This is a genomic window from Microbacterium sp. CFBP 13617, assembly GCF_014839445.1.
In the GTDB taxonomy this organism is placed as follows: domain Bacteria; phylum Actinomycetota; class Actinomycetes; order Actinomycetales; family Microbacteriaceae; genus Microbacterium.
This window is the reverse complement of the sequence record NZ_JACYNW010000001.1, coordinates 114,789-127,435: the sequence shown is the minus strand read 5'-3', so window position 1 is coordinate 127,435 and position 12,647 is coordinate 114,789. Positions and strand designations below refer to the sequence as shown.

General features: G+C 70.2%; 12 protein-coding genes. 2 read left to right on the top strand and 10 right to left on the bottom strand.

Annotated elements, in window-relative coordinates; translation table 11 throughout:
• The first annotated feature begins 24 nt into the window (after positions 1 to 24).
• The gene (locus IFU40_RS00560; protein ID WP_191925018.1) at positions 25 to 1,479 is read left to right on the top strand and encodes a glycoside hydrolase family 1 protein; all 1,455 of its coding nucleotides are present in this window, start codon (positions 25 to 27) and stop codon (positions 1,477 to 1,479) included.
• Between the two features lie 29 nt (positions 1,480 to 1,508).
• The gene (locus IFU40_RS00555) at positions 1,509 to 2,522 is read left to right on the top strand and encodes a LacI family DNA-binding transcriptional regulator (protein ID WP_191925017.1); all 1,014 of its coding nucleotides are present in this window, start codon (positions 1,509 to 1,511) and stop codon (positions 2,520 to 2,522) included.
• A gap of 18 nt (positions 2,523 to 2,540) precedes the next feature.
• On the opposite strand, the gene IFU40_RS00550 is transcribed toward IFU40_RS00555, so the two are convergent.
• The 10 genes from IFU40_RS00550 to IFU40_RS00505 form a co-directional block, all read right to left on the bottom strand.
• The gene (locus IFU40_RS00550; RefSeq protein ID WP_198424662.1) at positions 2,541 to 3,332 is read right to left on the bottom strand and encodes a MerR family transcriptional regulator; all 792 of its coding nucleotides are present in this window, start codon (positions 3,330 to 3,332) and stop codon (positions 2,541 to 2,543) included.
• A complete protein-coding gene (locus IFU40_RS00545) occupies positions 3,325 to 3,837 on the bottom strand; it encodes a VOC family protein (RefSeq protein WP_191925015.1) in 513 nt (170 codons plus the stop codon). Before IFU40_RS00545 ends, IFU40_RS00550 begins: the two co-directional genes overlap by 8 nt.
• Positions 3,838 to 3,932: 95 nt before the next feature.
• Positions 3,933 to 5,288, bottom strand: a complete 1,356-nt coding sequence (locus tag IFU40_RS00540; protein ID WP_055935514.1) for an MFS transporter — start codon at positions 5,286 to 5,288, stop codon at positions 3,933 to 3,935.
• 232 nt (positions 5,289 to 5,520) lie between these two features.
• Entirely contained in the window at positions 5,521 to 6,849 is a 1,329-nt protein-coding gene (nhaA, locus tag IFU40_RS00535) for a Na+/H+ antiporter NhaA (protein ID WP_191925014.1), read from the bottom strand.
• 125 nt (positions 6,850 to 6,974) lie between these two features.
• Complete coding sequence (locus IFU40_RS00530) at positions 6,975 to 7,217, bottom strand: hypothetical protein (RefSeq protein ID WP_055831958.1); 243 nt, start codon at positions 7,215 to 7,217, stop codon at positions 6,975 to 6,977.
• Positions 7,218 to 7,460: 243 nt separating this feature from the next.
• Entirely contained in the window at positions 7,461 to 8,432 is a 972-nt protein-coding gene (locus IFU40_RS00525) for a glycoside hydrolase family 68 protein (protein ID WP_191925013.1), read from the bottom strand.
• 1 nt (position 8,433) lies between these two features.
• A complete protein-coding gene (locus tag IFU40_RS00520; protein WP_191925012.1) occupies positions 8,434 to 9,372 on the bottom strand; it encodes a carbohydrate kinase family protein in 939 nt (312 codons plus the stop codon).
• A complete protein-coding gene (locus IFU40_RS00515) occupies positions 9,369 to 10,322 on the bottom strand; it encodes a carbohydrate ABC transporter permease (protein ID WP_191925011.1) in 954 nt (317 codons plus the stop codon). Before IFU40_RS00515 ends, IFU40_RS00520 begins: the two co-directional genes overlap by 4 nt.
• A 1-nt stretch (position 10,323) precedes the next feature.
• Complete coding sequence (locus IFU40_RS00510; RefSeq protein WP_249404014.1) at positions 10,324 to 11,265, bottom strand: carbohydrate ABC transporter permease; 942 nt, start codon at positions 11,263 to 11,265, stop codon at positions 10,324 to 10,326.
• A 62-nt stretch (positions 11,266 to 11,327) separates the two neighbouring features.
• Entirely contained in the window at positions 11,328 to 12,620 is a 1,293-nt protein-coding gene (locus IFU40_RS00505; protein ID WP_249404013.1) for a sugar ABC transporter substrate-binding protein, read from the bottom strand.
• Positions 12,621 to 12,647: the final 27 nt, after the last annotated feature.

Sequence of the window (12,647 nt, the reverse complement as noted above, 5' to 3'; positions counted from 1 at the left end):
GCGCCCACGGAAGGAACCCGAACCATGTCCGATACCCGAGCCTTTCCCGAGGGCTTCCTCTTCGGCGCCGCGACCGCGGCCTACCAGATCGAAGGCGCGGCCTTCGAAGACGGCCGCGCCGCGTCGATCTGGGACGCCTTCAGCCGCGTCCCCGACGCCGTCATCAACGCCGACAACGGCGACGTGGCGTGCGATCACTACCACCGCTACGCCGGTGACGTGCAGATGATGAAGAGCCTCGGACTGCAGACCTACCGCTTCTCGACCTCGTGGGCGCGCGTGCGCCCCGACGGGGGCCCGGTGAACGCGAAGGGCGTCGACTTCTATAAGCGCCTCGTCGACGAACTGCTCGGTGCCGGCATCCTGCCCTGGCTGACGCTGTACCACTGGGACCTCCCGCAGGCGCTGCAGGACCGCGGCGGGTGGACGGTCCGCGAGACCAGCGAACGTTTCACCGAGTACGCGCTCGACATGCACGACGCCCTCGGCGACCGCGTCGACGTCTGGACGACCCTCAACGAGCCGTGGTGCTCGTCGTTCCTCAGCTACACCGCCGGCGCGCACGCTCCCGGCCACTACTCGCAGGCCGAGGGTATGCTCGCCGCGCACCACCTGCTGCTCGCCCACGGGCAGACGGTGCGGGAGCTCCGTGCGCGGGACTCCTCGCTCAACCTCGGCCTCACGCTCAACCTGACGGTGGCGGATGCCGTGGACGCAGCTGATCCCGCCGACCTCGACGCCGCGCGTCGCGTCGACGGACAGTTCAACCGCTGGTTCCTCGACCCCGTGTTCCGGGGCGAGTACCCCGCCGACATCATCCGGGACTTCCGCGACACGGATGCCGCGGCCGTGGCCCGCTGGCAGGAGGCCGTCCGCCCCGGTGACCTCGACATCATCTCGACGCCGATCGACTCGCTCGGTGTGAACTACTACCACGGGGAGTTCGTCGGCGGCACGCCGCCCGAGGTCGACCCGCCCGCCGGGGACGCGCCCACCACGCGCCCCATCGGGAAGCCGTTCCCGGCCCACGAGAACCTGTACTGGCACGACCGCGGCCTCGCGCGCACGAACATGCACTGGGAGGTGCAGCCCGAGGGGCTCACCCGCCTGCTGGAGCGGGTCAGCGACGAGTACTCGGCCGAGGCCGGCGTCGCCCTGTACGTCACCGAGAACGGCGCCTCCTACGACGACGAGCTGGTCACCGACGGCGACGAGGCGCGCGTGCACGACACCGAGCGCGTGGAGTTCGTCGAGGCCCACCTGGGCGCGGTTCTGGATGCCGTGGACAAGGGCGTCGATGTGCGCGGCTACTTCTACTGGTCGCTCATGGACAACTTCGAGTGGGCCTGGGGATACGAGAAGCGCTTCGGCATCGTGTACGTCGACTACCAGACCCAGGAGCGCACGGTGAAGGACTCCGGCCGGCAGTACGCTCGCATCATCGCCGAGCGCGCACTGGTCACCGCACCCGCGGTGTAGGCCGCGCGCGAGGCGGTCGAGGAGGCAACATGGAGCTCGCACCCGTGCGGGGCACCGCCACGATCGAAGAGGTCGCGGCACGGGCCGGTGTGTCACGTTCGACCGTGTCGCGCGTGGTCAACGGTTCCACCGCCGTCTCCCCGGCCGCCCTCGAGGCCGTGCGCCGCGCGATCGACGAACTGCAGTACGTTCCCAATCGCGCGGCGCGCTCCCTCGCCAGTCGGCAGACCCGGGCCATCGCCCTCGTCATCCCCGAGCAGACGGAACGCTTCTTCGGAGACCCGTTCTTCGCCTCGATCGTCGCCGGCATCGGCGAGGTGGTCGGCGAGTCGGACTACATCATGAACATGCTGATCGCCAGCGACGACGCCAGCGCCAAGGCGCTGGCGTACCTGCGCGGCGGCAGCGTCGACGGGGCGATCGTGGCCTCGCACCACACCAGCGACACCTTCCTCGACCGCGTGGCCGACGTCGTGCCCGTGGTCTACGGCGGGCGCCCGGCCCGCGTGCGCGCGGACGACTACTACGTCGACGTCGACAACGTGGAGGGCGGTCGTGTCGCCACCGCCTATCTGCTGGCGCGCGGTCACCGCCGCATCGGCACGATCTCGGGCCCGCTCGACATGCCCGCCGCGATCGACCGCCTGCAGGGCTTTCGCGACGCGCTCGGCGAGGCGGGCGTCGAGCCCGCGGCGATCGAGGACGGCGACTTCACCGAGATGGGCGGCGCGCTGGCGATGAGCCGCATCCTGTCGGCGGGCCCGCTGCCCGACGCGCTCTTCGTCGCCAGCGACCTGATGGCCCGCGGCGTCTACGCGGCGTTGCGCGACAAGGGGCTCGAGGCCGGGCGCGACCTCGCCGTCATCGGGTTCGACGACTCCGCCGTGTCGACGGCGTTGCGCCCGGCGCTGACCACCGTGCGCCAGCCGTCGTTGACGCAGGGGCGGCACATGGCATCCGTTCTGCTCGACATCCTCGCCGGGCGCCCCGCGGCGCACGCGACGATCCTGCCCACCGAGGTCATCGAGCGCGACTCGGCCTGAGCCTCTCGCGATCGCCCGTCACTCCCAGGCCGCCGTGTCGGGATCGATCCCGTGCGCGCGAGCGCTCGCCTCGATGGCGTCGCGGAGCCAGGTCGAGAGGCCCGGCCGCACGGCGTCGTAGTGGTCCGCGAAACGCGGATCGGCGGCGTACATGCGCCCGAGGTGCACCTGCATCTGCCGGGTGATCGGGAAGTACTGCGAGAAGACCTCGCGGTGGCGTTCGACGAGCGCGTTCGCGGTGGCGTCTCCGGGCACCGCTCCCGCATCGACCGCGGCGCCGAGCTCGGCGTCGAACGTCGCGACCGTCTCGGTCACGGCCGCCCAGTCACCGGCCGTGCGCGAGGCGGAACGCTCGGCGTACTGCTGCCACTGCGCCGATGCGCCGTACGCCTCGCGCGCCTGGGCGGGCCACGCGGTGTTCCACCCCGGGCCGAACGTCTCGCGCTGCTCCTCGTCGGAGAGCAGGATGCCGCGTTCCTGCGCCGCGATCATGCGCTGCAGATCCTCGTCGAGGTCGCGCAGCTGCGTGATGCGCCGCGTGAGCTGGGCGCGCTGCACCCGCAGCTGCGCCGCGACGTCGCCGCCCGGCTCGTCGAGCACGGCGCGGATGGCGTCGAGGTCGAGTCCGAGCTCGCGGTAGACGACGATGCGCCGCAGTCTCTCGAGGTCGTCATCGGTGTAGAGGCGGTACCCGGCGGCGGATCGCGCCGCGGGACGCGCGAGGCCGATCTCGTCCCAGTGGTGCAGAGTGCGCACCGTGAGGCCGAGCCGGGTGGCCGTCTCGCCCACCGGCATCCCCTGGTCAGTCATGCGACTCATTGTCGTCGCGCCCGATGCCGACGGCCTGCAGATTGCGCCCCTCCGCGGTGGTCGGGTCGAAGACCTTCGCGGCGGTGAAGAGCACGCGGGCGTTCTCGGGCGTGACGATCTCGACGTCGCGGGTGTTCCACGGGGTGTCCCGCGGCCCGGCGTCGATCCCGACGGTCCGCAGCGACTCGACGAGCGGGCCGATCTGGTCGATCACGCAGGCGAAGCTCACGCTGGCCGCCGGTGCGACGGTGGCCGCATCGCCGACCGTCAGCAGCACGTCCTGGAAAGCCCAGCGGCGCAGGTGCACCATCTGCCCCGGAATGCCGAACAGCTCGAAGAACCCGAGCCCCCGCGTCCAGAAGTCGACGGAGGCCGCGAGATCGGCCGTCGGCACGGTGACGAACATCGGCATCCCGTAGAGGCCGCGAAAAAGCGGGGGCGCGACGGCGGCGGGGCCGGGAGGGGGGACGGGGCTGACGTCGAAGGCGTCGAAGGTGTCGTTCATTCCCCCAGGCTCGGGCCTGACGCCGCGTGAGGGTCAAGCTCGAGCGCGAAGCCGTCGTCGGCACTGCCGGGGCCCGCCTCCCGGCAGCGTCGACGTCAGCGTCGTGCGGTGCCCGCCCCGACCCCGGGTGCGGGTGCGTCGTCGACTTCCTCGCGGTGCAGGGTCTCGGGCAGAGCCGAGATGCCGACGACGCCGATGATGCTGAGTCCCACGAGATAGGCCGCGACCAACCACGGTGCCCCGCCGGCGAGGCCGACGAGCGCGGTGGCGACGAGGGGCGCGGTGCCCCCGACCAGAGCCGCCGGGATCTCACGAGAGATCGCGATACCGCTCCACCGCATGCGGGTGGGGAAGAGTTCCGCGAGCATCGCCGCGCTGACGCCGATCGTCGCCCCCTGCACGATGGCCAAGCCGAGCACGAGGGCGACGCCCACCAGAACGGAGCTCTCGGTCTGGAACAGCAGGAACATCGGGAACGCGAAGATGATCGCGAACACGGCCGCGGCGAGCAGCACCGGCTTTCGCCCGATGCGATCGGCGAGCCGACCGAACCCCAGCGTGGCGGGGATGGTCAGCAGCTCGGCGACGATGAGCGCGATGAGCGCGTGCGTCGGATTCACGGCCAACGTGCCCGTGGTGTACGAGATCGAGAACGTCTGCACGATGTAGACCCACGGCAGCGCGAAGACGAAGAACGCCATGCCCGCCAGCAGGGTGCGCCAGTGCGAGCGCACCGCGGTGGCGAGCGGCGCGCGTGACACCTCGCCGTCTCGCTCGGCCGCCGAGAAGGCCGCGGTCTCGGTCACGCGCAGGCGGAAGTACAGCGCGAAGGCGACGATGACGATGCTGGCCACGAACGGGATGCGCCACCCCCACGCCTGGAACTGCTCGAGCGGGAGCAGGCTGATGAGGGCGAACGTCGCCGTCGCGAGGGCCATGCCGAGGTAGACGGAGGCGCCCGGGAATCCGGCGATGAACGCCCGGTTGCGCGTCTCGGACGACTCGCTCGCCATCGTCATCGCGCCGGCGAACTCGGCCCCCGCGCCGGCCCCCTGGAACAGACGCAGGACGATGAGCAGGATCGGAGCCCAGATCCCGATCGACTCGGCCGTGGGGAGCAGACCGATCAGGGTCGTGGCGATGCCCATCATGAGCAGGGTCGCCAGCAGCGTGCCCTTGCGGCCGATGCGATCGCCGAAGTGCGCGAAGATCAGGCCGCCGATGGGACGAGCGCCGAAGCCCACCGCGAAGGTCGCGAACGCGCCGAGGAGCCCGGCGAACTGACCGCCGCCGGGGAAGAACAGCGGCGCGAAGACCAGAGCGGATGCCAGTCCGTAGAGGGTGAAGTCGTACCACTCGATCACCGTGCCGACGGAGCTTCCGATCACCGCCCGGCGACGCTGCGCCCGCGGGTTGAGCTGCCGATCGTCGATGTCGTTCGCGATGTCCATGTCAGGCACTCCCTCGTGTCTTGCGGTACCTCCCCAGGCTAGGAAGGCGCCACCCGCGGCCCGCTGTGCCCACGACACAGCATCCGAGGAGGGGAATGGATGCATCGCACAGGCCGGCGCGCGGCGAGGCCCGCGGCGAGGCCCGCGGGCGGGGGACTCCCCGTCGCGATGCGGCGGTCGCCGTGCGACGCGCGGTCGGACTCAGCGGTCGCCGTGCGACGCGCGGTCGGACTCAGCGGTCGCCGCTCGACGGCTGCTGGTACACGTCTGCGACGTCGTCGCCGTCGGCATCCACCGCTTCGTCGCGCGCCAGCTGCGCGTACCGGCGATTGCGCACGAGCAGCACACACGACGCCAGCAGCGAGGCGAGGAGCGAGGCGACCATGATGGCGATCTTCGCGTCGTCGGTGTGCGGGGAGCCGTCGGGGAAGCTCAGCTCGGCGATCAGCAGCGAGACGGTGAAGCCGATGCCGGCCAGCAACCCGACCCCGGCGAGATCGATCCACCGCAGCGCCGGGTCGAGGCGCACGCGGGTGACGAGCGTGAGCAGGCGCACGCCGAGCAGGATGCCGAGGGGCTTGCCCAGCACCAGACCCGCCACGACGCCGATGGTCACCGGGTCGCTGAGCGCTCGGACGATGCCGTCGCCCCCGCCCACGGCGACCCCCGCAGCGAAGAACGCGAAGATCGGCACGGCGATGCCGGCCGAGATCGGACGGAACCGGTGCTCGAACTGCTCGGCGAGGTCGGTTCCCGCGTTCGTCCGCCGACGCGAGGGCCCCACGGGGATCGTGAAGGCCAGGGCGACACCGGCGATGGTCGCGTGCACGCCCGACGCGTGCAGGAACGCCCACGCCGCGAAACCGATCGGCAGCAGCACCACCCACGCCGCCCAGCGGGTGCGCGCGAACCACGCGCGTGCGCGATGGGCGATGACGCCGTAGACCACGACGAGTGCGGCGAACACGCCGAGGGGCAGCAGGGCGATGTCGCTCGTGTAGAAGATCGCGATGATGGCGATCGCGATGAGGTCGTCGACCACGGCCAAGGTCAGCAGGAAGATGCGCAGCGGACCCGGGAGGTGCGATCCCACCAGCGCGAGCACGGCGACGGCGAAGGCGATGTCGGTCGCCGTCGGGATGGCCCAGCCGGCGAGCAGGCTCGGCTGGGTGTGCACGACCGCGATGTAGATGAGCGCGGGGACGGCGACACCGGCGACGGCGGCGGTGACCGGCACGATGGCCGTCTGGAACCGGCGGAGACTGCCCACGACGATCTCGCGTTTGAGCTCGAGGCCCACGAGGAAGAAGAAGATGGCGAGCAGGCCGTCGGCCGCCCAGGCGCCCACGCTGAGTTCGAGGTGCCACGGCTCGTAGCCGAAGCGGAAGTCGCGCAGCGCGAAATAGGACTCGGAGGCGGGCGAGTTGGCCCACACGATGGCGACGACGGCCGCGATGACCAGCAGCATGCCGCCGATGGACTCGCGGCGAAGGAGCGTGGTGACGCGGTGCACTTCGGCGTAACCGGGCCAGCGCGGGGCGCGGAGGTCGTTCTGGGTCATCAGGATTCCTCGGGGGTCGGTCGACAGAATGTCGACCAGACTTCCCGACGCACCGTCACCTATTCTATGCGACAGGCACGACGGTGACCGGCGGTCCGCACCACCGGTCACCGAGCGAGGAGCGGTCAGTCGGACTGCTCGTCTTCCTCCGGGTTGAAGTGCGAGGCGGTGGCGGAGTGCCCCGCCGCGACCCCGTCGGGATCGTTGGGGATGGTCCCGTCGGCGCCCAGGCCGCCCGGCTTGGGCGTGCCCTCGTCGTCGGGCGCGTCGTGCAGGTTCTCGTCCGCCGCGGGCTGCGAGGGGTCGGAGGTTCCGGATGCCATGATCGTGCCTTCCTCGTCATCGGTGGCGAGGCGCCGGTCGGGCACCTTCGCCGAGAGGCCCGACGCTATCGACGCCCGTGCGCGGCGTATGCCCGCTTGCGGGACGGCGGCGGGTGTGCTGCGCCCCGCCGCTCGCCGCCGCCGCCCGGTCGACGCGGGCGTCTGCCTCGCCGCCGTGCCGAACTCCTGAATCTCGGGGCGTCGAGGGCCCTTCTGGCCGCGGAGCGTGGCCGGCCGCGTGATGGATCAGGAGTTCGGCCCGCCGCCGCGCCCGTCGGGCGAGCAGGGTCAGGCGGACACCGCCGCGGGCTGCCTCACCACGAGGCGGTCGCCGTCCCAGCCGACGGGCATCGGGTCGGTGATGCCTCCGACGAACCGTCCGTCGGGGCCGACGTTGCGGAATGCGAGCAGCTGCCACGCACCGTCGCGGTCCCGCACGAGACGACCGACGTACAGGTCGTCGTCGGTGATCGGCTGCGCCGAGGCGATGTCGAACGGGCCGAGCACGCTGTCGGCGGGTACCACCCACACCGCACCGCGCGGATGGCGTGCGCGCACGGCATCCGTGGCCTGAGCGGGCATGCACGAGAACAGCAGCACCGCGCGCCCGTCCACCTCCTCGACCTGGGTGACCTCGAGTTGGCCGAACCCGTCGACGGTCGGCGCACTCAGCGGATCCCTCAGCTCCCAGTGCGCGAGATCGGCCGAGACGGCGTGGGCGACGACGCCCCGGCCGTCGAACGGGCCGGCGGTCGCGCGCGCGGTGACGTACATGTGCCATCCGTCGCCCGACGGGTCGCGGAAGACCCACGGATCGCGAAAGGCCTCGTCGTGCCACTCCGTGTCGGCGAGCCGTTCGTACCGGAGGCCGTCGGCTTCGAGCACGGGGTTCGCCGGATTCTTGTGCCAGGTGAAGAGATCGGTGCTCGTGGCGTACCCGACGCGCTGCACGTTGCGGCCGTCGTCGTCCAGACGCGAGCCCGTGTAGAAGAGGAACCACGTTCCGTCCTCGTGGCGCACGACCGAACCGGTCCACGTCGCCAGCGCGTCGAAGTCGTCGGTGCCGCCGCGCACGAGCGCGTCGGCGACGCGCTCCCACGAGACCAGGTCGGTCGAGACGGCGTGGCCCACCGAGGCGCGGTAGTGACGGTCCTCCGGATCGTGCAGGGCACGCGAGGCGTAGAGGAAGAACAGGTGGTGGGTGTCGCCGTCGTCGGCGAACCAGAAATCCCACACGTAGGAATCGGCGAGGTCGAACACGTCAGGCACTCTCTTTCGGGGCAGCGGTGTGCTGCAGGTCTTCTCGGGTCGGGGGGTCCATCCCCTCGCGGCCGACCGTGATCGCGGCGGCGGCGGCCGCGCGACGGAGCAGGGGAGGAAGGGTGGTCTCGTCGAGGGTGCGCACCGCGGCGCGCAGGGTGGCGACGTCGCCGGAGATGTTCAGGATGCCGTCGAGCAGCGTCCCCATGAACGTGTCTCCCGCACCGACGGTGTCGATCACGCGGGTCGGGACCGCGGGGATCTCGACGGTGGCGTGCGCGGTGACGCCGAGGGATTTGGCATCCCCGTCGGTGATGACGGTGAGACCGGCGCCGAGGGCGACCCACTCGCGGGCGACGTCGACGGCGGCGACGCCGGGATACAGCCACTCGGCGTCTTCCGCGCTGGCTTTCACGACGTCGCTCAGGGCCACCAGGGCTTCGACACGTGCCCGGGCGTCGGTCACGCCGCCGGTCAGGGCGGGACGGATGTTCGGGTCGTAGCTGAGGAGCGCCGAAGTGCGGGCGCGCTCGGCGGCAGCGCGCACCTCGTCGGCACCGGGCGCGAGGGTCGTGGCGACCGAACCGGTGTGGAAGATCCGCGCGGCGGGGACCTCGACGGGCGAGGGGAGCGTCCAGTCGATGTCGAAGTCGTAGGTGGCATCGCCGCGTTCGTCGATCGTCGCGCGGGCGGTGGCGGTGCGCTCCGGCATCCCGGCGGTCCGGAGCTCGACCCCGGATGCCGAGAGCCACGCGTGCAACGCCCGCCCGCGGTCATCGTCGGCGATGCGGGCCACGAGCGCTGTGCGCCGACCGAGACGGCCCAGCGCGACGCTGACGTTGGCGGGGCTCCCGCCGGGGCGCTCGGCCGCCCCGGCGGAAGTGGTGACGATGTCGATCAGTGCTTCTCCGAGCACGACGACATCGAGAACGTCGCTCATCCCTTGACCCCGGACGCGGCGATGCTGCTCACGAACGCGCGCTGGAAGACCAGGAACACGATCAGCACGGGAAGGGTGATCAGCGAGGTGTAGGCCATGACCTCGCCCCACGCGGTGTTGAGCTGGAAGAAGTACTGCATGCCGACCATCACGGGGCGCAGCTCCTCTTTCTGGACGACCATGAGGGGCCACAGGTACTGGTTCCACGCCGGAAGGAACGTGAGGATCGCCACGGTGGCGAAGGCCGGACCCGACAGCGGCACGATGATGCGGCGGTAGATGGTGAACCAGCTCGCCCCGTCGATGCGTGCCGCCTCATCGAGCGAGGTCGGGATCGTGGAGAAGTACTGGGCGAACAGGAAGATCGAGAACGCGTTCGCGATGAACGGCACGATCTGCACCTGGTACGTGTTCAGCCAGCCGAAGTCGTACTTCAGCACCCCGCCCTCCATGACGAGCGTCGGCAGCTGGTTGACCCAGTAGACCATCGGGACGGCGATCGTCTCGAAGGGGACGATGAGGGTGGCAATCACCAGGGCCATCACGACGACGCGCCCCTTCCACCGCAGACGCGAGAGGGCGAAGCCGGCGAGGGAGTTCACGATCAGGCCGAGTCCGACGGTGAGGACCGTGACGAAGATCGAGTTGAACAGGAACTGCGCCACCGGCACGCGGTCGAAGACGCCGAAGTAGTTGTCGAGGCTGATGTCGCCCGTCGGGAGGAACGCCGCGGGGGAGTCGATGTCCTGCAGGATCTGCGCGTCGGGTTTGAGGCTCGACACGAACATGAACACGAGCGGGAATAGGAAGAACACCGCGAGGATCGACATCGACACGTAGGTGAGGATGCGGCCGTTCCGGCTCGCCCCCGCCCGCGAGCGCTGCCGGGCACGCGGGGTCGGACGGGCGGGATTCGCGGAGCGCCGGGGGCGCTCGAGGGTGCTGGTCATGTCAGTTCTTCTCTCGGGTCAACCAGCGCTGGATGAGCGCGATGATGAGCACGGCGACGAAGAAGAGCAGCGAGATGGAGGCGGCGTAGCCGATCTCCTGCTGCTCGTAGCCCTTGCGCACGGCGTGGAACACGACGGTCGACGTCGAGTTGAGGGGACCGCCCTGGGTCATCACGTCGACCTGCACGAACAGGCCGAGGGCGGCGATGGTGATCGTCACGAGGACGAACACCATGGTGGGGCGAAGACCCGGCCAGGTGACGTTGGTGAACTGGCGCCAGCGGCTCGCACCGTCCATGCGGGCGGCCTCGTAGAGCTCCTCGGGAATGGTCTGCAGTCCCGCGAGCCAGATGATCATGTGGAACCCGACGGCCTGCCAGATCGACAGGACGATGATGGCTCCGAGCGCCGTGCTCGGGTCGTTCAACCAATCGGCGCCCTTCAGCGCGCCGAAGGTGAGGGTGTCGATCATCGAGTTGATCAGGCCGTCGCTCTGGTACATGAAGCGCCAGAGGATGGACACCACGACGATCGACGTCACCACGGGGATGAAGAACACGACCCGGAAGAACGTCGTGCCGCGCAGACGCTGGTTCACCAGAACCGCGAGCAGCAGGCCGAGACCCGCCTGCACGGGGACCACGACCAGGGCGAACAGGAAGGTGTTCAGCGCCGACTGCAGGAACACGGGGTCGGCGGCGAAGGCCCGGAAGAAGTTGTCGAGGCCGACGAAGCGCGGAGGGTTCGGCGAGATCAGGCGGGCGTTGGTGAACGACAGCGTGAAGGCGAGCAGCACCGGCACGATGAGGAAGAGCAGCAGCAGGAGGGCGGCGGGGGCCATCATCGCCAGACCCGCCCAGGTCTCGCGCCCGCGGCTGGAGCGGAAGCGACGGAGGGATCGACGCGGCTGCTTCGCCGCGGCGACCGGAGGTGACACGGTCATCACATTCTTCTTTCGCAGTTCGCGGTGGGGGCCCGGCGAGGCCCCCACCGCGGGGAACGGCGCTACTTCGCGCCGTAGCCGTCGTTGGACTCGATGTTGGTGTCGATCTCGGTGACCGCGGCATCCAGGGCCGACTGCACGTCGGCACCGTTCATGATGTCCTTGGCCGCCGTCTCGAACGTGGTGGAGATCACCGCGTAGGCGGGGGTCTCGGGGCGGAGCACCGCGTACTCCTTCGAGAACTCGGCGAAGGGATGCAGCGCACCGTCGGTGGAGTTGAAGTACTTCGACGCCTCGGCCGCCGCCTCGGTGGCGGGGATCACCAGCTGCTCGTCGGCGAAGCGGGTGATGTATTCGTCGTCGAAGCTGAACTCGAGATACTGGCGCGCGCCCTCGGCGTCGTTGCACGACGACGAGATGCCCCACTGCCACGAACCGCCACCGACCTTGGGTCCGTCGCCGAGGTTCGGCGGCGGGAGGATCAGCAGGTCCTCGCCGACGGCGTCCACCGCGGCCAGGCCGTTCCACACGCCGGTGTAGCTGAGCGCGACCGTGCCGTCGACGAATTCCTGGTTGCCCACGGTGCCGCCGCTGTTGGCGTAGCCGTTCGTGAAGAGCGACTGGAACCACTGGCCCCACTTCACGGCATCCGGGCCGTTCAGAGCACCATCGGCCGACAGCATCGTGTCGCGGTCGATGAGGTCGCCGCCGAAGCTCTGGAGGAACGGCGAGTAGGCGTAGGGCCACCATTCGCCGGTGTCCTCGGCGCCGATGTCGATCGGGGTGTCGTAGCCCGCGGCCTTGAGGGTCGCGAGGGCGGCGTCGAACTCGGACGCGGTCCAGGGCTGCTCCATCGTCGGGATGCGGATGCCGTTGGCATCGAGCACGGACTTGCGCGCGAAGATGCCCAGGGCGGCGTCCCAGTACCCGGCCGAGTAGATCTCGCCGTCGTACTTCCCGACCGCGGTCGGGAGCAGCTTGTCGGTGATGTCCGTGGAGAGGCCGAGCGGCTGAAGGTAGTTCGCCCACGCCCAGTTGGGCATGATCGGACCATCGAGGTCGAGAAGGCACGGCAGATCGCCGGAGGCTGCGGCCGCGACGATCGCGTCGTTGTACGCGCCCTGGGGGAACGACTCGGTCGTGACCTCGTACTTCTCCTGCGAGGCGTTGAAGTCGCTGATGATCTGCTCGTAGACCGCCAGCTCCGCGGGGTTGCCCGCGGAATGCGTCCACATCGTGAGGACGGTGCGGCCGTCTTCCGTGGTCGTGGATCCCTGGCCTGCCTGACCGCAGCCGGTCAAGACCAGCGCGGCAGCGACGCTCGTCGCGGCGAGCGGGATGAAGGGCTTCTTCATCGTGTTCCTTTCGGTGTGCGGCGACAT